The organism is Petrotoga sp. SL27 (genome assembly GCF_002924605.1).
Classification (GTDB): Bacteria; Thermotogota; Thermotogae; order Petrotogales; family Petrotogaceae; genus Petrotoga; species Petrotoga sibirica.
Map to the genome: position 1 here is coordinate 1 of NZ_JAIP01000001.1, position 20890 is coordinate 20890.

Here is a 20890-nt window from a genome sequence, read left to right on the forward strand (position 1 = left end):
CATCATCAGTGAGATAGGTACGATAGCTTCCTTTCCATCTCACGATAGTTTGGCCAAATTTGCAGGACTGACATGGAGAAAACGTCAATCAGGGAATTATTCCTCTGACGAGACAGAAATGACTAAAACAGGCAACCCGTATCTTCGATACTATTTTATCGAAGCAGCTAGCTCCGTTAAAAATTATATCCCTGAGTTTGAAAAGTACTACTGGAAAAAATACTACGAGGTTACCACTCATCAACACAAAAGAGCCCTCGCGCTCACGGCTCGTAAGTTGGTTCGTCTGATTTTTGCATTGCTGAGCAAAAATCGAATCTATTCGAATTACTAAGTTGAATAGATACAAGTGAATCTTTTTGTGTTTTCAAGCCTATTTTGAGTTTTTCTGAAAGTATGGGCATTGTCAGTTACGCTAATTTTTAACAATCTTTTTGGTTTTTACTCCTTGACATATCACCGATTAGCTTCTTTTTCGATCTTTGTTTAGAGTCCCTTCGCCCAGCTCCGTTTCGTATTTCTGAAAATTCATTTATTTCGCATGAGGATATTCTTTATCATCTACTTTCAAATAATGCAAAAGTATAGTATCTTCATTTAATTTTTTAAAATCATTTAGCTTGAAATTATATTTATCATTCACGTATTTGAAAATCGATAGATCACCTTCAATAATTACCGGTTCGATAGTTAGAAAGATTTCATCAATTAAATTTTTTTCTAAAAACAAAGAATTTATTGTAGGGCCCCCTATTAATGCAACTTCAGTGTAACCTTTCTTCTCTAGTTTATCCAACAATATCTCTGGAGGATTGTCTGTAAAGTAGAGATATTTGTCATATTTCAACTCAAGTTCTTTATATTTTTCTGGATTTCCTGTCAACACAACATTAATTCTTTTTTTTAAAGGAGATCCTATCTCTTCAAATGTTTTTCTACCCATAAGTACTATGCCAATATCTCTGGTTATATTATTGAAAAGTTCTTTATCTTCAGTCGAAGACCAACTTCTTTGCGAATCATCTGTAATTCTAATTTTTCCATTCATACTTTGAACCATTATCAACTTCACTCTCATAATTAATCCTCCCTAAACTTCTATTCTTTTACAATTTATATTTTTAGAAACTGTAAAACTTTTTTAACGCTCTAGGTCCCGTAATTTAGTTCGAAATATTAAATTTTTTTTTGTTTTTTCAATAAGATTTATAACAAAATTTTTCTTTTTCAAGGAAAACTAAGCTTTTGGGCTCTAATCGCTTTTAATCATCTGTAATTAATTATAATAGCTTCTAATCGCAAATAATCCCCTTTTGAGATAAAAGTTACATGTGATAAAATATAAAAAGATTAATTTGTTTTATTTAATTAATTATATCATATCAGGAGGTGACAGTAGTATGAAAAAAGTAGTTGTTTTATTTGCTATATTGACGATGGTGTTGAGTGTTTTTTCTATAACCATTACTATGACGGCTGGTGCAGTAGGAAGAGAATTAGAAGTCCTTTATGAACAAATTGCTGTGTTTATGGAAGAAAACCCAGATATAACTGTGAATGTTCTTCCAATGCCAAACAGTTCAACGGATAGACATGATCTTTACGTTACTTACTTAGCTTCAGGCACTCCGGATCCAGATGTATTGATGCTTGATGTTATTTGGCCCGCAGAATTCGCCCCATTCTTAGTAGATTTAACAGACGATTACGATTATTTCGGACTTGATGCGTTTTTCCCTGGAACCGTTGCTTCAAATACCGTAGATGGAAGTTTAGTAGCAGTTCCATGGTTTACTGATGCAGGTATTCTTTATTACCGCAAAGATCTGTTGGAAAAGTACGGTTACGATGTGCCAGAAACATGGGATGAATTGTACACAGCAGCAAAAGATATCTCAGCAAAAGAAGGAATCAATGGTTTCGTATGGCAAGGAGCCAGATATGAAGGATTAACTTGTGACGTTATGGAATTCGTCCATAGTTTCGGTGGAGAGATAATGAAAGACGGCAAAGTTGTTGTTGATGATCCTGAGTATTATGATAACAATTTAGCTGCAATAACTTTCATGAATAAATTGATAGTAGATGGGGTCAGTCCTGCGGGAGTAACTACCTACATGGAAGAAGAAGCAAGAAGAATTTTCCAAAATGGTGATGCTGTGTTTATGAGAAACTGGCCATATGCATGGTCTTTAGCTAACGCTCCCGAGTCTCCTGTTGCTGGGAAAGTTGGTATAACAGTCCTTCCAAAAGGACCTGCACCAGATGGAAGAAATTCTGCTACATTAGGTGGATGGAACCTCGGTATCAATGTAAACTCTTCTCCTGCTGAGGTAGAGGCTTCTAAAAAGTTAATCAAATTCTTAACCAGTAAAGAACAACAAGTTTACAAAGCTGTATATGCTGGTCAAACTCCAACTATGATAGAAGCATACAACGATCCAAGAACTATTGAAGCAAATGATTTCTATCCAGATATTTTAGATGTTTTCTTGAATGCTGAACCAAGACCTATTTCTCCAATATATTCTGAAATTTCATACGAGATCCAAGTTGCTGTACACCAAGTTCTAACAGGCCAATCTACCCCTGAACGAGCTTTGGACAGTTTAGCAAGAAACCTTAAATCTTTAGTTGAATAAAAAAAATGAAGAATTTGATATAATTTCCCACATGTGGGCGGTAAACGGAGTTTCTCCGTCTACCGCTCTTGTGTATAATATAATAGATTATAATGAGGGGGCGCTTCAATGAAAGTAAAAGGTACGTATAAAAGATCGGATATCTGGCTTGCGTTTTGGCTTATTATCCCAACCTTAATTGCTATCGGTATTACCGCCTTCTATCCTCTGGGGCAAACTATTTATGATAGTTTCTTCAAATGGTCTCTCAAACCAGGATTTGAAAGAGAGTTTTTAGGATTTCAAAATTATATCAATTTGTTTCAAAACCCTAGATTTTTGAGTTCGTTATGGAATACAATATATTTTACTTTTTTTTCTGTACTAATAGAATTCCTTTTAGGGCTAGGAACCGCCTTAATATTGAACGCAGATTTTAAATTGAGAGGTTTAGTAAGAGCAGCAGTTTTGATTCCATGGGCTATACCTACAGCGGTCTCTTCACAAATGTGGAAATGGATGTATAATGACCAATATGGTGTAATAAGTTTAATGCTATATAATTTAGGAATACTTGAGGAAGGTACCCCTATTCTTGGGACTCCAGGGATGGCTATGTCAGCCATTATAGCCGTAGATGTCTGGAAAACTACTCCTTTTGTTGCTCTTTTACTCCTTGCGGGGCTTCAAATCATACCCAATGAGTTATACGAAGCAGCTAGAATAGATGGGGCTAGTATATGGAAACAATTCACTTCTATCACTTTACCTGTATTAAGGCCTACTATTGGCGTGACTTTAATATTTAGAACTTTAGACGCTTTGAGGGTTTTCGATATTGTTTACATCATGACACAGGGTGCAGTGGCAACTGAAACTCTAGCGGTTTACAATAGGTCACTTTTGATGGATAATATCTTCTCTCCAAGAGGTTTGTTTGGATATGGTTCTGCACTATCGGTCGTAATATTTTTAATCATAGGTATATTCACACTTATTTACATGCGCTCGTTGAACATTAAATTAGATTGAGGAGGATAAAAATATGAGATGGGGAATGCGGGCAAAAAGAAATACTCAACGTACAATTTTATATATTTTGGTTATATTGATGATCATCTTTTATATTTTCCCTTTCTATTGGGCAATTAAAAGCTCTTTTACTGCGGATCAATATCTTTTTACAAAAAACATCACCCTTAGGCCTCAAGGTTTTACCTTTGAAAACTATATAAAAGTTTTCACTGAGAGACCTTTCGGATTAAATATATTAAACTCCATTATAGTAGCTGGAGCCACAACAATTTTCTCTCTAATTGTTGGTTCTTTTGCAGCGTACGCAATAGCGCGCTTAAAGATTCCCGGGAAAGGCCCTTTGATGCTATTAATACTTTCGGTAAGTATGTTCCCCCAAGTTTCCATATTGGGTGGTCTCTTTCAGTTGCTCAGAAATTTGGGATTGATAAACACTTATCCGGGATTGATAATCCCATATATTGCCTTGAATCTACCTTTAACAACGTGGATACTGCAAAATTTCTTCAGAGAGCTTCCTAAAGAGATAGAAGAATCTGCTTATATAGACGGATGTTCAAAATTCGAAACTCTGTGGAGAATCGTTTTACCTCTTTCCGCTCCTGGTTTGGTCACGACTGGTTTGTTGGCTTTTATTCTGGCTTGGAATGAATTCTTATTTGCTTTAACTTTTATGCAGACCCCTGAAAAATACACAGTTCCAGTTGCAATTGCTATGTTTACAGGTAGAACCTTCTACGAAGTTCCTTGGGGACAACTTATGGCTGCATCAGTAATAGTTACAATGCCTTTGGTTATTTTGGTTTTAGTGTTCCAAAACAGGATAGTTCAAGGTTTAACAGCTGGAAGCGTAAAAGGATGATGTAGATGAAAATTTTGTTCGGTACAGATGGCATAAGAGAGGTTGTTAATGAAAAGTTGACCGTTGACTTAGCGATGAAACTTGGAAATGCACTTGCTAATTTTTTCGGTTTGGAGTATAAAAAATTGTACATTGCAAGAGATACACGAAATTCGGGAAAGGTATTGGAAATGGCTTTAGCTTCTGGGGCACTTGCAGGTGGAATGGATGTAGAATTATGTGGAATCCTAACCACACCAGGATTAGCGTATATAACTAAGCAAGAAAAGTCTATTGGCGTTGTCATCTCTGCTTCTCACAACCCTCCAATGTACAACGGGTTAAAAGTTTTTTGTGAAGGATTTAAAATTTCAGATGAAACAGAAGAAAAGTTAGAAGAAATAATTTTGAAAGGTTCACTTAAATACAGTGATTATAAAGATATTGGAAGATACATAGAAGATTCCTCAAAAAAAGAATATGTTGATTACGTAGTTTCTTTGTACAGAGAAAAAATACAATGTAATGATTTAAAAATTGCTGTTGATGTAGGTAACGGTGCCGCTGGAGCTATAATAGACGACATTTTTGGTCAACTAAGTTTGAGCTATACTGTATACCAAAATGCTCCAGATGGTTTCAATATCAATGAAAACTGTGGTTCTACCTCACCTCAAACTCTTTCTAAAATCGTCAAGGAAGAAAAGTATGATCTTGGAATCTTGTTCGATGGGGATGCTGATAGATGCCTTTTTATCGACCGCTACGGTAATCTCGTAGATGGTGATGTATTAATGGCTATCAACGCTTTAAAATTGAAGGCTCAAGAAAGGCTAAAAAACAAGATCGTCGTTGCGACCATTATGAGTAATTTAGGTTTGGAAGAGTATTTAAAGAAAAATGAAATAAATCTTCTACGTACAGACGTAGGAGACAAATACGTTTTGGAAAAAATGCTACAAGAATATGCTACAATCGGGGGCGAACAATCAGGACATATTATATTCCTTGATAGATCTACAACAGGAGACGGGATAATTACCGCTTTAGAGACTTTGGAAACGCTCAAATATTTCTCTAAATCGCTTGATGATTTTCTCCGAGAAATACCTAAACATCCTCAGCACCTGGAAAACATTACAGTGAAAGATAATTCAAAAATCATGAAAGACATTAGAATTGAAAATTTAACAAAAAAATATCAAAGTATCGAAGGATTCAGAGTTATAGTTAGACCTTCTGGAACTGAACCTAAAATAAGAATAATGACCGAAGGGTCCAATGAAGAAACAATTAAAACATGCATCAAAGAATTTAGGCATCTTATACAAAGCATTGATAACGAGTGAAATAGCATTTAAAAAAACGGGGCTTTTAAACTACACCCCGTTTTTTAATTGCTTATCTTTATTTTATCTATAGAAGAATTGAACTACATACCTCACATTATTTCTATAAACTATCAAGGCTACGTAGCTGTTCTTTTCTACTGATGAAGCTATTTTCTTCCAGTCATCTATGTTTTGTATATCATTGTACACTCCATTAACCGCTATCTCTGTAATAACATCACCCGTTCTTAGACCGATAGCATATGAATCGTCTTGTATTTCTTCAACAATAACTCCTAGAATACTATTTCTTATATTGTATTTTTGCCTATCTTCAGAAGTTATATTTCTAACAACGATTCCAAAATAAGCTTCCACAGCTTCAGGCATTTGGCTTCCCAAAGTTACATTAAAAGTAATCTTTTCTCCAAATCTATCCACAACAACTTCTACGGTAGTCCCCGCTGGATAAGTGGATATTAAAGAAGTTAAATCGTTTACATTTTCAATTTTTTTGCCATTCACTTCTACTATTACGTCATTCACCTTTATACCGGCTTTTTCTGCAGCTCCACCAGGTACCAAATCCTGTATATAGGCTCCTTTATCTACCTTTAATCCCAAAGATTTCTTCAATTCTTCTGTTATATTACTAATATATACACCTAAATAAGCTCTTTGGAAGGAACCGGTTTCCATAACAGAATCAGCGAATCTTTTTGCTATGTTAACAGGAATGGCAAATCCTATGTTCACACTTCCCAGTTGAGGATCTACTGCGATTGCGGTGTTAATTCCTATGACTTCTCCATGTATGTTCAGCAAAGGACCTCCACTGTTACCAGGATTAATTGTTGCATCAGTCTGTATTAAACCCACATAGTTACTATTTCCACGTGGTTTTGGAATACTTCTATTGGTTGCACTTATAACCCCCACTGTAACGGTATTTTGTAAACCCAATGGATTACCTATAGCTATTGCATCTTCTCCAATCTTAATTTTATCAGAGTCACCTAATGGTAGTGTTGGTAAATCTTCGTCAGCGTTTATCTTAATTATTGCTAAATCCAGATCTTTATCTCCGCCTACCAACTCAGCATCATAGTTCTTTCCATTCGGCAAGGATACAGATATCTCCTTTGCACTTTCTATCACATGGTAGTTTGTCAATATATAACCTCTTTTATCGAAAATAAAGCCAGAACCCACGCCTTTAGTTTGATACTCAGGCATTTCTTGACCAAAAAATCTTTTAAAAAATTCTCTAAAGTAGGGATCTATTGGAACCGCAGCTGAACGAATAGATTCAATATTTACAACAGCTGGGGCAGCCTCTTCAACCACTTTAACTACTGGACTTACGTAACCTTCATTCACAATTGCAAATGAAGATATAGAAAGCATAAATACCGCTAAAATGAACAAGATAGATTTTTTCATACTAGCACCTCCAATTATTTTATTCACTTAAATATAAGCTAACTTTCTTAAAAGAAACTTAAAAGCTTCAATATTTAAGGGTGCTTCTTCTTATTGCTTTCTACTACCTGGTTTTACTAATTCTAAACCTTGGAAACATAATGGACATTTTTCTAGTGAGTAGGTAGCAGCTTTTATATTAACCAGAGATATGATTTCTCTGCTTTCTAATACTTTTTTGGAAGACCTGTTAACGATGCAAGCAATTGAAGTTACAACCCCTCCACTACTTTCAACCAATTTTGTAACTTCCAAAGTGGATTTCCCAGTTGTTATTACATCTTCTACTATTAGTATTTTGCTATTGTTAATGATAACCTGGTCTCTACGTAAACTCATGTTCCCTTTTTCATCTCTCTCAGTGAATAAAAACGGAACTTTTAAAGCTCTTGCGACTTCGTATCCTATGATAATTCCACCTAACGCAGGAGAAACAACGTAGTCTACTTTTACTTTTATTTTTTTGGCAATTAATTTGCCAAAAAATTCTGCATACTCCGGATATTTAAGACCTTTTGCGCATTGTATATATGTGTCTGAATGTAATCCAGATGATAATAAAAAGTGCCCCGTTAAAAAGGCCCCAGTGTCTTTTAGTATTTCTAATACTTTAGTTTCATCGTATGTTGTATTATCGATCATTAACCTTTTTACCTCCTAATTTCTCTATTTTATATACTCTAAAACTCATGTTAGCGCCCCTTCGCCCCGCTCCCCATCCATTTTTTATTTCTAAAGGGTTTATCTTTATTTTAAAAATTCGAAAATCTTATCATAAAATTTATTTTTATTGTAAATACATTCGAACAACTCATGTTTCCCTTTGGGGAAAGAAACTTTAGTTATGTTTGAATTCTTTATCTTTTTATACTCTTCAATATTGATTATTTTATCTTCTCCTCCGAAAAGCAACAATGTAGGAATATTCACCTTTTCTATTTCTTTTAATGCAATCTCAGCCTCGTCAAACATTTGACGAGCAGTTCGGACAGTTATTTTATCGTGTATTAGCGGATCTTTTTTATATAATTCACATGTTTTTTGATCAGTGGATAGATCAAATGGATCAATTCCATTTGAAAAAGAAAGGGGTGGAAATATCGAGAAAAGGTTTAATAGCCAGGCCAGTTTCCTAATATCACCCAAGGCAGGAGAAGAGAGAATAAGTTTTTGAGGTTTATTCTCAGTTATTTCAACGAATCTTGAGGCAATTAACCCCCCAAGAGAGTGTCCAAATAGAATATAATCTTCTTGAACATAATTTTCCAAAAAAGAATAAATCTCGTAAAAATTCTCTATATCCCCTTTTTTACCAGGAGTATAACCATGCCCTGGAAGATCAAATGTAAAAACAGCAATCCCTCTCTCATTTAATTGCTTAATGAAATTCACATATCTTCCAGAATATTCTCCAAGACCGTGAATTAGATATAAAGTTTTATAGTTATTTGTATTTGGTAAGTAGTATCTATGATATATTTTCATAAATAAATTATATCACATTTCACAAAGCTTTTTGATTTTCTATTGCTTCCCTTATTTCATCATTAGTTTTGTGTTTCCTTAATAAACTCAAGATAAATTCTAAAGCCTCTTTTGGGGACATGTCGTTAATGAACTTTCTTAAAATAATTATGTTTTTCATATCATCAGGGTCATACAATAATTCTTCTTTTCTGGTACCTGATAATTTTAAGTTTATGGCAGGGAATATTCTCTCATTAGCTATTTCTCTTGATAACACCAGCTCCATATTTCCTGTACCTTTAAACTCTTCAAATATCACTTCATCCATCTTGGATCCTGTTTCTATTAATGCCGTAGCTAGAATGGTCAAACTACCGCCTTCTCTAATCTTTCTTGCAGCACCAAAGAATTTCTTTGGGAAAATAACAGCTGCAGGATCAAGACCTCCACTCAGCAATTTTCCACTGGATGGTACATAAAGATTATATTCACGTGCAACTCTGGTCAAACTATCAACTAGAACAACTACATTGTGACCAAATTCAACTAGCCGCTTAAAGTGATCCAAAGCCATTTCTGCGATTCTTATTTGATTTTCTGGATCCATATCGAACGGTGCTGCTATAACGTTAGCATCTACTGTATCTCGGATATCCGTTACCTCTTCAGGCCTTTCATCTATTAAAAGTATGTACCTTCTAGTATCAGGATAATTTTTGGCAATTGAGTTGGCAATATCTTTTAACAGCGTAGTTTTGCCACCTTTTGGAGGAGCAACGATTAAACCTCTTTGACCAAAACCTATAGGAGAGAATAGGTCAATTATTCTGGAACTGTATGGTGCGTTTTTATGTTCCAAAACCATTCTGGTTTTCGGATACTCAGGGGTCAAATTTTCAAAAGAGACTCTATCCCGAGCGTTTTCAGGGGGTAAGGAATTAACCGCTTCTATTCTTAACAAGGCAAAAAATCTTTCGCCTTCTTTTGGGGGTCTTATTTGACCAGCTATTATGTCTCCAGTAAAAAGGTTGAATTTTCTAATCTGTGATTGAGAAACATATATATCATCAGTTCCAGGCAACAATGAATTATCTACGCTTCTTAAGAAACCATAACCGTCGGGCAGCACCTCCAAAATTCCTTCATAAAAAAAGTATCCGATTGATTCAGTTTGTTTTCTTAAAATAGCAAACTTCAATTCGTTTTTTGTCATTTTAGAATAATTAGATATTTCAAGTTTACGGGCTAACTCGTATAGTTCTTTTCTTGTCATTTCATTCAATTTAGCCATATTAATTTCAATGGCTTGAATATTATCCCTAGTTTGTTTCTTAGAAACTACATTGTTAGTATTTTCATCCATGTATATTCCTCCTTATTCCATTTAGTTACTGTCTTTGGAAACTCTGAATTTACCTTTAAACCTTACTTCTAGAATAAAAAAATTTTAAAATACATCCATCATTCTAAGTTACATACAATCTGTTTTAGCTCCCCTTCGCCCAATCAGGTAGGAGGTAGATAATTAATTTATCTACCGTCCCCCCACACCACCGTACGTACCGTTCGGTATACGGCGGTTCAATAGGTTTGATGTCTATGACCCTTAACACCGTTTCTTCCTCTTTCAGACGTAGAAGTTATACTAGGCGCTTCTACATTATTTTCAGGCTCTCCCTTATCTTCGTGCAGGAAACCTTCTAATCGAAGTTGTATGCTTTTCCCGTATCCCTTCGCATCTTTCAAGATTCGAAACCTCCTGTTGTTCAGTCCTTCCTCATCTTCCAATGAGTACTATGACCTCTGCTGACTTCTCAAGATTCAGCCATACATTGCTGTATGGGTTGCCTTATTAGCATATTCTTGAGATCTCCCCAGGTAAGTGCAATAACTTTCATCCCATCTATCCGCCAGATATACTCCGTGAAGTTCTGGATAGCTATTGGACTTCGTTTTGAGTCGCAAACTCGTCCACTTCACTTAGCCCCGTATCTGATTCTTGTTCATCGGACCGGGACTTTGCCTTGGGCTTCCTTCAGATTCCACCTCACGATGGACACCCTTGCCTTCGACTAGTGGTTCCCGCTACCTGGCCCACAGCGGACTTTCACCGCTTAGCTATTGCCCATGCTGGGCGCACAACATTAAGGGGTAAACCCCTTAAGATCCCCAAATTCAATATCTTTATTCGATTAAAAATCTTTTTGCACAAATCAGCAAAAGGCAAACCCCTTAAGATCCCCGAACGCATTTGCTTCGCAAATGAGAATTTGGAAATTGTTTCTAAAGCATTATAAAAACGTTTTGCATAAAGCCGCAAAATGCAAAGCAAATGAGATTAGGAAAGTTATTCAAAAGAATTACGAAAAAGACCATTTTGCACAGATCAGCAACAGGGCTCTACCCTTTAAACCTTTTTAAATAACGTCTTATAATAGAGAATTCTTTTATTTCTTAATTGTTTCTCAATATTTTTTGCTAGCATAAGAAAATATCTCATACTCTTCATAATATATTAATAAATTTTGTGAGCACGCCACATCATAAGAACGAAGTAATCTCTTAATCGAAAAAAGTACAACTATAGAAAAAGTGTGGAGAATAAGAAATATTCTTCGGAGAATTTAAATGAAGTCCATACCTAATTCAAGAAATATAATATAAATAGTATCAAGTATCATAAAAACATTAAAAGCCCGTTGATTTATTTTAGGGGCTTAGGAATCCGCTTTGAGGGAAGTTACATCTGGAGCAAAGACTTTGTTTTCTGCACCTTGATTTTCAATCTGATTTCCATGGTTATCTAAAATTACTTCACCATCAAAATTTTCTTTTAGTGCATATTCTAAAGATATGAGCCCTATTTCCAGTTGTTCTTTTTCAGGCTCCTTTGTAGTAATTTTTTGTAGCATCAAACCTGGATAGGCAAGAATTTTTCCTGTTTTTGTATCGATGATTTTTGCGGTAAACCTTTGAAATTCGTAAGCTAATCCTGCGACTAGAGGGAGAAGTACTATTCTAGATATTACTTTCTGTAAAGTTGAATTGAAGCCTAATCCACCCGTTATGGCAAAAACAATAATCGAAGCAAAAACCGTAATTATCAAGAAACTAGTACCACACCTGGGATGCAAGGTCGTGTATTTTTCGGCGTATTTTACCTCTAAAGGTTCGTTGTTTTCGTACGTATACACACTTTTATGCTCGGCTCCATGGTATTGAAATACTCTTTTTATATCTTTCATGAAAGAAATACCCCAGATGTAGACGACAACCAAAAGCGCCCTTATAAAACCTTCAATGAAAGCAAACCAAAATTCAGATTTGATGTTGAAAGGTCTGGTTACAAATACAGGTAAAACACCGAACCCTAAGGTTGCAACTACAATAGCAATTAATATAGCAACGACCATATCTTTTGTAGTTAATTCTTCCTCTTCTTCTCCAGATACATTAGCCGAATAAGACAATGCGTTCATACCAACTATCATAGAATGTAGCAATACAAAAAAACCTCTAATAAAAGGTATTTTTTCCCAAATTCCCCAGGAGTTATCCTTTAACCTTTTAACCGCTATATTTCCGTCCTTCCTTTTTACTGCGACAACGGTATTTATTCCTTTCATCATTACGCCTTCAATAACCGCTTGTCCGCCAACGGTTTTAGGTTTTGATTTCACTAGATTGAATCCTCCTTAATATCTCTTCTGCAACACCTTGTTCAGTAACTACATAGTAAAATTTTAAAGCCTCTTTGTCAATTCCGTTGTTCTTACTAAGTATTTGAGAAGCCTTCCTTCGCAATTTGTATCTTTCATCGTTATCTAATTTAGTAATATCTTTTATTATATCAAAAAGATGCGTGTTTTTTGAACACGCTTCAATGATCTCTTTTATTACTTTCTCATTTTCATTCATTTTTAATGTTGAGAATACTCTTCTGGGGAAATATTTTCAGAAACCTTAGCCACCACTTTAAACTTAATACCCGTTCTTTTTTCCGAACCTACTTCAACCTCCACAAAACCAGGAATAACGTATATCTCTTTTCCTTTAGCCTCGATAAATCTCTTTGCAATGGCAATAGCCTTCACTGCTTGATTAACTGCTCCAGCTCCAATAGCTTGTAGCTCAACTTCGTCTGTTTTTGATAAAACCCCCGCTATAGCTCCTGCTACTTTGTTCGGTGCGGATGAATGACTAACTTTCAACACTTCCATGTCTTGGCTCCTCCTTTGTGGACAGGCTATATAAAGTTATTTTATCACAAATTTAAATAATGTCAAAGAAAAAATTGAACAAAGAATACCTATGTGGTATAATTGAAAAGGAAACAGCCTCACGGCAAGTAAGGAAGTTAATATTTACTGCATTATTTCAAGGGAAAACGGTGAAAATCCGTTACGGTCGCGCCACCGTAATCGGGGACGAAACTTACAAAAAGTCACTGGAAAGTTCCGGGAAGGCGTAAGGAGTAGAGTGATCCGAAAGTCGGGAGACCTGAATAATGCAGCTTTTTCTATCTCTTCGCGCCAAAGAGATAGAAAAAAATATTTAAATGGCGCTAATTTATATAAGGAGGCCATTTGGGATGAGGAAGGTATTATTTACATTTTTTGCTATTTTTTTGTCGGTTGTTGTGTCGGCAGCGTATTTTATGGTGGATGATCTTGGAAGATTAGTCCCCTTTGAAGGAGAAGTTAACAGGGTTATTTCTGCCGCACCAGCTGTATCTGATTACATCAAATTTCTAGGTTTAGAGGAAAAAGTTCTGGGCGTTACTGACTGGGATATTAATATTGATGCCGAGAAAATTGGTAATTTAGTTCCTTTAAACCTGGAGAAAATAGTTTCTTTGAATCCGGATGTTGTTTTTTTAACAGGAGGATTTCAAGAACCTGAGATTAGCAGGTTGGAAAGATACAATATCAAATCGTTTGTGATTAATCCAGTAAGTTTCAACGATATTTACAGGGAAATTGTATTAATTGGGAGTATATTGGGTGAAAGAGAAAAAGCCCAGGCTATTTCAAATGAACTACGACAAAGTGTTTTAAGTATCGCTAAAAGTTCTTTCACTTGGAAAAACAAGCCAACAGTGCTATATTTAATGGTTCAAAATAACGTATCTGAAATTTGGACGGCAGGAACCGGTTCATACATAAATGAGTTAATTGCTTACGCTGGAGGATTAAATTTAGCCGCTCCATATACTGGGAACAATGGTTTTTTACCCGTTGGACCTGAATTCGTCGTTGCTCAAAATCCTGATATCATAATCGTTGACTCATACTATGAAGGCGACGAAACCGCTAAAAATGCTCTCTTGAATGCCAAACAGTTTGAAAACGTGAAAGCTGTTAAAGAAGGAAAAATTGTAATAGTCGATGGTAACAAAATGCATCAACCTTCTCCATCGCTGCTCGATGTCCTTGAACAATTATATGAGTATTTTGGTGAAAACAGATGAAAATCATCCAAAAACAAGGGGAAGCCCCCCTTGTTTTATTTCTTACAATCTCGAGCTTTATATTAATTTTACTTTTCACATCTTTTGGGAGTGTAAAGATTCCTGTTGAGGACATCTTCAACTCTTTAATGGGTAAAAGCAACAACGATATTTACAACAATTTGATTTTAAACATAAGACTTCCAAGAGTGGTTGGAAGTTTTCTAGTAGGTAGCATATTGGCAGTCTCTGGGAATGTCTTACAATTGGTAGTACAAAATCCTCTCGCAGATCCATACATTTTAGGAATCTCGTCAGGAGCAAGCTTTGGTGCAGTATTATACACAGCGTTGAGCAGCATTTATGGTCTTTCCCTTTTTCTTGGATTAGAAACTTTTTCTTTTCTTTTTGGCATATTTGCAACATTTATTGTTTTAATATTGGCGCGACAGGGTAAAAAACTTCCCGTTTTATCTCTAATACTAAGTGGTGTAATAATTAGCTTTTTGTTTAATTCATTTACTACACTTTTTACCGTGATGTACTGGAGAAACTTAATTCATGTCAACATCTGGTTGATGGGAAGTACGGGGGATTTAATTTGGAGTGATAATTTTAAATTGTTTTTTACGCTCATCATTCAATTTGTTTTAGTTTTATTATTTTCCAAACAATTGAACGTTCTTTCGATGGGAGATGACATGGCAGTATTTTCTGGAATAAATCCCGATCGATTGAAGCTTTTTTTGATCGTAATAAACGTTTTCGCAGTATCTTTTACCGTATCACAAGTAGGAATAATAGGTTTTGTAGGGCTTATAATCCCTCATATAGTTAGAATCGTTAAAGGGCCATATTCTTTTATTTCAAACTTGTACTCGCTTTTCATAGGAGGAATGTTTTTAATGTCTGCAGATTTTGTTTCCAGAACATTATTTGCTCCCACAGAACTTCCTATAGGTGTGGTAACATCAATAGTAGGTGCCCCAATATTCATTTTCGTCATGAGGAGAAAAGAGAAAATATGATAACGTTTAAAAACGTCCGTTTCACTTATGGGAATGGCTTTTTTTTGAAAATCGAAGATTTAAAAATAAAAAAAGGAGATATTATTTCTATAATTGGCCCAAATGGAGCAGGTAAAAGTACTCTTATCAAGATTCTTTCAGGGATTCTAAGAAATTACAAGGGAGAAATAATTCTACAAAACAATGAATTAAAGAATTATTCGTATAAAGAGCTTTCGAAGAAGGTAGCCGTTGTACCCCAAGAATTCAACACCTCTTTCGATTATGATTTGGAAAGTATAGTTTCAACGTCAAGAATACCTTTTTCAAAGAGGATAAACTTTTTTGAATCAGAACAAGACAGAAGAATTATCGATGAAGCTCTTAAAACTGTTGGACTGATAAGTTATAAGAACAAGCCCTTTTCATCATTGTCAGGAGGAGAAAAGCAAAAAGTTATGATAGCTCGAGCAATAGCTCAACAAACGCCCGTATTGCTTTTAGATGAATTCTCTTCGCATTTAGACCCCGGTTACACCCAAAGCCTTTTGAAATTGGTTAAGGAAATGGTTACCAAAGAAAAGAAAACGGTTCTAGCAGTATTTCACGATGTGAATAATGCGGCGTTATTCTCTGATAAAATAATCGTTATGAAGGATGGATCTATTAGATACTCTGGTACACCGGCAGAGGTGTTAAATGAATCCATCATGGATGAAATCTTTGAGATGAATGCTTATATTATAAAACATCCGGTTAAAAAAGTTCCTCAAATTTTATTTAAATAAGGTGTGAAAATGGCTACTATCGATGTTATTGGTGGAATCTTTTTAGACATTTATATACTGAAAAATGATGGTAATCACAATTCAAAAATTCTACAACTTCCTGGAGGATCCGCGTTAAATGTGGCTATTGGTCTTGCTCGATTAGGTCATAACGTAAGAATGTTCGGTAACGTGGGCAAAGATTTCGTTGGAGAGTTTTTATTGGAGAAGCTATCCTTTCATTCTGTTAATGTTGAATGGATAAAGAAAGTAGATCAACACACGGCTACTTTCATCACAATGAATGAAAAGCCCATTGCAGTAGATAGAAGAATAAACGATTTAGACTTGATTATACCAAAGAAAAAATCAGAGTATCTCTTCATCACTACCGAAACGAACGAACGAATAATAAACAGCAATATTTTTCTGAACTACAAAAAAACCTTTTTTGATATAGGTCCTAGACCAAAATTAATAGATAAAAAGTGTGAAAATGTTTTTTTCATCGGCAACGAAAAAGAGTGCAAAGATTTTCTATTCACTTGCGATGTTGTAAAACTGGGGAAAAAAGGCGCTAAATGGGGTGAAAAGATAGTGGCATTATCTGGCAGAAAGGCTTCATACCAAATCGGTATGGGAGATGTGTTTGACACGGTCTTCATAGACGGAATTTTAAATAATATAGAAAAAGAGCAAATTCTACATAATGCCGTTAACGCTACTCAAAAAGTCTCAGAATACTTGGGTGCTTACAATAAAATTATCAATATATAGTTATAGTAATTAATTCGATTCATTCATTTTCAGAAGCTAAAGCTTCCTTTTTATGCCCACATTCTATCACGTCTTTCAAAGTGATATTAGATAACTCGTTAAATATTGCTTTTCGTACCCTTTGCCAGACAAACTCTACGGGACAAATTTTTTGATTTTCACATTCACCCTCGGAAATACAATCGTAAGAGTTCAACGGTTCTTCTAAAACCTCTACGATTTCGGAAAGTTTGATTTCCTCAGGAGCCTTTGTAAAATAAAATCCTCCAAATTTACCTTTTTCCGAAGAAACTATTTCAGCTTTTTTTAATTTGGCAAATATCTTTGCCAAAAATTCTTGTGAAATACCTGAACTTTCCGCAATCTTCGATATTGAGATTTTGATGTTTTCCTCATCTTTGATTCTATTTTGAAGTTTATACATTTCATATAAACCACGTATAGCATAACAGCTCTTGATTGTTAAAGACATGAAGGTCCCACCCCTTTTATTTTTTTTATAAACAATCCCTTCACCCACAAATTGCTACATTTAACCCAAATCATTTTTTCCTGAAGGCGTCCCAAAATTAATAAATTTTTTTAAGAAACACTAAAGTTTGTTTTGACGCTTTTTTGCCTCACTATTCGCCCTAATAGAAAAAGGCATTCTTTTCACAATCATCGGTATGAATATTAGTTGAAGAATTATACCAGGAATCCCGAACACATAACTCATCAAAATTGAAGTTAAAGGGCTAAGATTTATATTAAGGATTAATCCTATGGTGTAGTAAGCTACCATATATACACCCCTACCTATCAACATAGATACTAAGAGATCCAAATAAATATTTTTCTTATTTAAAAGGCCTGATATAAATCCATAGGTTGCAACTTCTATGGTCATAAATATGAAAACAGGGAATGGCGGCATACCGAAAAGTAAAAAATTTAAAACAGGCATTAAAGCCCCTACAAGTAATCCAATCGTTGCCCCTTCCATGATACCAGCCATTAAAGCAACAAAATGCAACGGTAAGATTATAATTCCCAGCATTGGATTACCGATGCTATGAACCAAAAATGAAAAGACAACAACTCCCAACGCTATATAAACAGGTGATCTTGCAACCCTTTTTACAGCTGTATGCTGAGAAGCAGAATTCTTCATTAAATTGCCCCCTTCTGATATACGAATTTAAATTGATATTAGATTTTTGAAAGTATAACTGTTTTGTTTTGAATAAGGTACCACTTGAAACAAATCCATGTTGAAACAAAATTCAAGATCATCTTTAAGTCCCAAAGCTTTTAGTCTTTTGGCATGATCAGAATCCATAACGTAACTCTTTTTACATTTAGTTAAATTTAAGGATACTTTTGCTCCGTCATTTAAGTGATAAGTTTGTTTTTCCATGATTTTTTGAACAAATAATCCACCCAGATATGAATCTTCAAAAGAAATTGAACGGTTGGTACCAGAACAAACTACTCCAATACTTTGATAATTCCCTTGTATTATGAATTCAACCACGGAAGAAAAATTCAACAATGAAAGGGCAATTATATCTCCCAGTTCGCTTGTTTTTTTCATAGCTTTTGATCCGTTGGAAGTAGTTAGTACAATGGATTTTTTCCTTATTTTATCAGAATTATTTAAAAACTCTAATGGGGAATTGCCAAAATCAAAACCTTCTAACTTTATTGCTTCTCTTTCCCCTGCGAGTAAATATCCCATCTTTTTTAATTCTTTTGCCACTTCGATGCTATCTGTTACAAAAATTTCTTCAGCACCACAATGGAGTAATGCTGATATGCTAGAAGTAGCCCTTAAAAGATCTATAAGTATATAGATTTGATGATTTTTTATATTTTCATTCGGCAGAAAATAGACATTCAATTCTGGTTCGAATAGACTTTCTTCTTTTATCTTAATCGATCTCCTTTTCTTCTGGAGTAAGATAAGTTTCAAGCCCATAATATTCAAGATGCCACGTTTCATTTAAAGAAGCTAAAACGTATCTATAATCTCCCTCATATATTACATGTGAAACGGATGCATTGTCAACTCTAAAAGAGGTATGTTGATTAAGTGGAATATTGAGAATCCATGAAATGATAGTCCTAATAGCTAAACCATGTGCAACCACAACTATTTTATCCTCTAATTTATGCTCCTTAACTATTCTTTTTATAGCCCTTACCGCCCTTCTTTGCACATCACCTAAAGTCTCAACATCTTCCACTGAGGCCCAGATATCCTTATGCCAATACTCCAATTCTTCTTTGTAATTAAGAAGTATCTCTTCTATCTTTTTCCCATCCCATTTTCCTATATTACATTCGTTCAAATCGGAATCTTTTTTTATTTGCAAATTGTGGTATTGATTGATGATTTCTGCCGTTTTAATAGCCCTTTGTAAAACGGATGTATACATCCCATCTATTTTGATATTTTTGAATCTTTCTGCGGTTGCCTTAGCCTGATTAATCCCTTCTTCATCAAGCTCTACGTCTCTTTGGCCTTGCCAAATCCCCATTTTGTTCCAAAGTGTAGCTCCATGTCTTACTAAGTAAATATCCAAAACACAGACACCTCCAATTATTCCCATTCTATTGTGGCAGGGGGCTTTGATGAGATATCGTAAACCACTCTGGTAATTTCTTCAACTTCGTTGGTTATTCTGCTGGAAACCAAGTCCAAAATTTCAAAGGGAATTTTAGACCAATCTGCGGTCATACCCTCCACACTATCAACAGCCCTTAAAGATACCACATAACCATAACTTCTTTTATCCCCAGTTATACCTACAGTTCTTATCGGTATTAATATGGCAAAGGCTTGCCATACTTTATCGTACCAACCTGTTTCTTTTAGTGTTTTGATAAAAATATTATCAACTTTTTTTAAAATTGTCAGTTTTTCTTCGGTAATTTCACCAATGATTCGAATAGCTAATCCTGGCCCTGGAAATGGATGCCTGTACAGTATTTCCCTTGGGAGCCCTAAGATTTCTCCTACACTTCGAACTTCATCTTTAAATAATTCTCTAAGTGGCTCTACTATTTTTAAGTCTATATTCTCTGGAAGTCCCCCCACGTTGTGATGACTCTTAATCTTGAATGTTTTTTTTCCAGATTTCGCACTTTCTATGACATCTGAATATATTGTTCCTTGAATTAAATACTCACAATCTTTCTCTTTTTTTGCTTCTTCTTCAAAAACTCTGATAAACTCTTCGCCAATTATTTTACGTTTTTGTTCAGGATCAGTGATTCCTTTTAATTTGCCTAAAAATTGTTCTTGGGCATCTACGGTGGTCAAATTTAAACCGATATAGTCTCTGAACGTACTTTCAACTTCTTCAACCTCATTCATTCTCAAAAGGCCATGGTTTACAAAGATGGCTTTCAGGTTGTTTCCTATAGCTCTGTGGGTTAATACAGCGGCAACCGATGAATCTACTCCTCCTGATAAAGCTATAATCGCTTTTTTATCACCGATTGTGTCTTTTATTTTATTTATCTTATCTTCAACAAAGTCCATCAAAGTCCATGAACCTTTCAACCCACATATGCCATGAACAAAATTTTTCAATATATCGATTCCAAATTCAGTATGCCTAACTTCAGGGTGAAATTGGATGCAGTATATATTTTCTGATTCGTTTTCAAAAGAAGAGATGATATTGTTTGAAGTGAGAGAAGTAATTCTAAATTTCTCAGGAACTTTCGTCACCATATCCTTATGGCTCATCCAAACGTTAAATACGCTTGGAAGCTTTTTAAATAACAGAGATTGGTTGGTTATGGAAATTTTAGTTTTTCCATACTCAGCTATACCTCTTTGTTCAACCTTTCCACCAAGTTTCTTCGCCAAAAGCTGCATCCCATAACAGATACCTAAAATAGGAAGTTTGGCATGAAATATTTCATCTGATACATGGGGAGCATCAACATCATAAACACTATCAGGTCCACCGGACAAGACTATACCTTTCACGTTGTTAAGGGATATAGTATCGTCATATTGTGCTACTTCTGAAAATACCCCCAGATCTCTAATCCTTTTTGCTAGAAGCTGAGTGTACTGAGAACCATAATCGATGACAAGAATCTTTTCCATTGAGA

Annotated in this window: 23 protein-coding genes and 1 riboswitch; of the genes, 9 read left to right on the top strand and 14 right to left on the bottom strand. The window is 35.1% G+C overall.

Annotated elements, in window-relative coordinates:
• On the top strand, positions 1-334 hold a 334-nt coding region (locus tag AD60_RS00005; RefSeq protein WP_146048824.1), incomplete at its 5' end, for a transposase.
• 198 nt (positions 335-532) lie between these two features.
• Here the strand turns inward: AD60_RS00005 and AD60_RS00010 are convergent.
• On the bottom strand, positions 533-1078 hold the full coding sequence (locus AD60_RS00010) for a dihydrofolate reductase family protein (RefSeq protein ID WP_103875826.1): 546 nt from the start codon (positions 1076-1078) through the stop codon (positions 533-535).
• Positions 1079-1400: 322 nt separating this feature from the next.
• On the opposite strand from AD60_RS00010, the gene AD60_RS00015 reads away from it, so the two are divergent.
• From AD60_RS00015 to AD60_RS00030, 4 genes are all read left to right on the top strand, one after another.
• Entirely contained in the window at positions 1401-2642 is a 1242-nt protein-coding gene (locus AD60_RS00015; protein ID WP_103875827.1) for an ABC transporter substrate-binding protein, read from the top strand.
• Between the two features lie 108 nt (positions 2643-2750).
• Positions 2751-3653, top strand: coding sequence for a carbohydrate ABC transporter permease (locus AD60_RS00020; protein WP_103875828.1), 903 nt, complete (start codon positions 2751-2753; stop codon positions 3651-3653).
• 13 nt (positions 3654-3666) lie between these two features.
• On the top strand, positions 3667-4518 hold the full coding sequence (locus AD60_RS00025; protein ID WP_103875829.1) for a carbohydrate ABC transporter permease: 852 nt from the start codon (positions 3667-3669) through the stop codon (positions 4516-4518).
• 5 nt (positions 4519-4523) lie between these two features.
• Positions 4524-5846 carry a phosphoglucosamine mutase gene (locus AD60_RS00030; protein WP_103875830.1) on the top strand — a complete coding sequence of 441 codons (1323 nt, stop codon included), beginning with the start codon at positions 4524-4526 and terminating at the stop codon, positions 5844-5846.
• 63 nt (positions 5847-5909) lie between these two features.
• Here AD60_RS00030 and AD60_RS00035 read toward each other — a convergent pair whose 3' ends face one another.
• From AD60_RS00035 to AD60_RS00070, 8 genes are all read right to left on the bottom strand, one after another.
• Positions 5910-7271, bottom strand: coding sequence for a Do family serine endopeptidase (locus AD60_RS00035; RefSeq protein WP_103875831.1), 1362 nt, complete (start codon positions 7269-7271; stop codon positions 5910-5912).
• A 90-nt stretch (positions 7272-7361) separates the two neighbouring features.
• Positions 7362-7952: an orotate phosphoribosyltransferase gene (gene pyrE / locus AD60_RS00040; protein ID WP_103875832.1), complete on the bottom strand. Its 591-nt coding sequence runs from the start codon at positions 7950-7952 to the stop codon at positions 7362-7364.
• 105 nt (positions 7953-8057) lie between these two features.
• Positions 8058-8795: an alpha/beta hydrolase gene (locus tag AD60_RS00045; RefSeq protein ID WP_103875833.1), complete on the bottom strand. Its 738-nt coding sequence runs from the start codon at positions 8793-8795 to the stop codon at positions 8058-8060.
• Positions 8796-8814: 19 nt separating this feature from the next.
• Entirely contained in the window at positions 8815-10140 is a 1326-nt protein-coding gene (gene rho, locus AD60_RS00050; protein WP_199177789.1) for a transcription termination factor Rho, read from the bottom strand.
• 218 nt (positions 10141-10358) lie between these two features.
• Positions 10359-10523: a hypothetical protein gene (locus tag AD60_RS00055; RefSeq protein ID WP_233186761.1), complete on the bottom strand. Its 165-nt coding sequence runs from the start codon at positions 10521-10523 to the stop codon at positions 10359-10361.
• A 971-nt stretch (positions 10524-11494) separates the two neighbouring features.
• Positions 11495-12457, bottom strand: a complete 963-nt coding sequence (locus tag AD60_RS00060) for a DUF1385 domain-containing protein (RefSeq protein WP_103875834.1) — start codon at positions 12455-12457, stop codon at positions 11495-11497.
• Positions 12441-12695 (bottom strand): hypothetical protein, encoded by a 255-nt coding sequence (locus tag AD60_RS00065; protein ID WP_103875835.1) that lies wholly within the window; start codon positions 12693-12695, stop codon positions 12441-12443. Before AD60_RS00065 ends, AD60_RS00060 begins: the two co-directional genes overlap by 17 nt.
• Before the next feature lie 2 nt (positions 12696-12697).
• Positions 12698-12997: a stage V sporulation protein S gene (locus AD60_RS00070; RefSeq protein WP_103067570.1), complete on the bottom strand. Its 300-nt coding sequence runs from the start codon at positions 12995-12997 to the stop codon at positions 12698-12700.
• 125 nt (positions 12998-13122) lie between these two features.
• Positions 13123-13300: riboswitch (cobalamin riboswitch) on the top strand.
• A gap of 68 nt (positions 13301-13368) precedes the next feature.
• Here AD60_RS00070 and AD60_RS00075 point away from each other — a divergent pair.
• The 4 genes from AD60_RS00075 to AD60_RS00090 are packed head-to-tail and all read left to right on the top strand — an operon-like array spanning position 13369 to position 16777.
• The gene (locus AD60_RS00075) at positions 13369-14247 is read left to right on the top strand and encodes an ABC transporter substrate-binding protein (RefSeq protein WP_103875836.1); all 879 of its coding nucleotides are present in this window, start codon (positions 13369-13371) and stop codon (positions 14245-14247) included.
• Positions 14244-15254 (top strand): iron ABC transporter permease, encoded by a 1011-nt coding sequence (locus tag AD60_RS00080; protein ID WP_103875837.1) that lies wholly within the window; start codon positions 14244-14246, stop codon positions 15252-15254. Before AD60_RS00075 ends, AD60_RS00080 begins: the two co-directional genes overlap by 4 nt.
• Positions 15251-16021, top strand: a complete 771-nt coding sequence (locus AD60_RS00085) for an ABC transporter ATP-binding protein (RefSeq protein ID WP_103875838.1) — start codon at positions 15251-15253, stop codon at positions 16019-16021. The genes AD60_RS00080 and AD60_RS00085 overlap by 4 nt, the downstream gene beginning before the upstream one ends.
• A 9-nt stretch (positions 16022-16030) precedes the next feature.
• Positions 16031-16777, top strand: a complete 747-nt coding sequence (locus AD60_RS00090) for a PfkB family carbohydrate kinase (protein WP_103875839.1) — start codon at positions 16031-16033, stop codon at positions 16775-16777.
• Positions 16778-16796: 19 nt separating this feature from the next.
• Here the strand turns inward: AD60_RS00090 and AD60_RS00095 are convergent, their stop codons facing one another.
• From AD60_RS00095 to guaA, 5 genes are all read right to left on the bottom strand, one after another.
• Entirely contained in the window at positions 16797-17249 is a 453-nt protein-coding gene (locus AD60_RS00095; protein ID WP_103875840.1) for an Rrf2 family transcriptional regulator, read from the bottom strand.
• A gap of 120 nt (positions 17250-17369) precedes the next feature.
• On the bottom strand, positions 17370-17930 hold the full coding sequence (locus tag AD60_RS00100) for an ECF transporter S component (protein WP_103875841.1): 561 nt from the start codon (positions 17928-17930) through the stop codon (positions 17370-17372).
• Positions 17931-17957: 27 nt separating this feature from the next.
• Positions 17958-18737, bottom strand: coding sequence for a 2-phosphosulfolactate phosphatase (locus AD60_RS00105; RefSeq protein ID WP_158248337.1), 780 nt, complete (start codon positions 18735-18737; stop codon positions 17958-17960).
• Positions 18691-19344, bottom strand: coding sequence for a histidine phosphatase family protein (locus AD60_RS00110; RefSeq protein WP_158248338.1), 654 nt, complete (start codon positions 19342-19344; stop codon positions 18691-18693). Before AD60_RS00110 ends, AD60_RS00105 begins: the two co-directional genes overlap by 47 nt.
• A gap of 17 nt (positions 19345-19361) precedes the next feature.
• Positions 19362-20885 carry a glutamine-hydrolyzing GMP synthase gene (gene guaA / locus AD60_RS00115; protein WP_103875844.1) on the bottom strand — a complete coding sequence of 508 codons (1524 nt, stop codon included), beginning with the start codon at positions 20883-20885 and terminating at the stop codon, positions 19362-19364.
• Between the last annotated feature and the right edge of the window lie 5 nt (positions 20886-20890).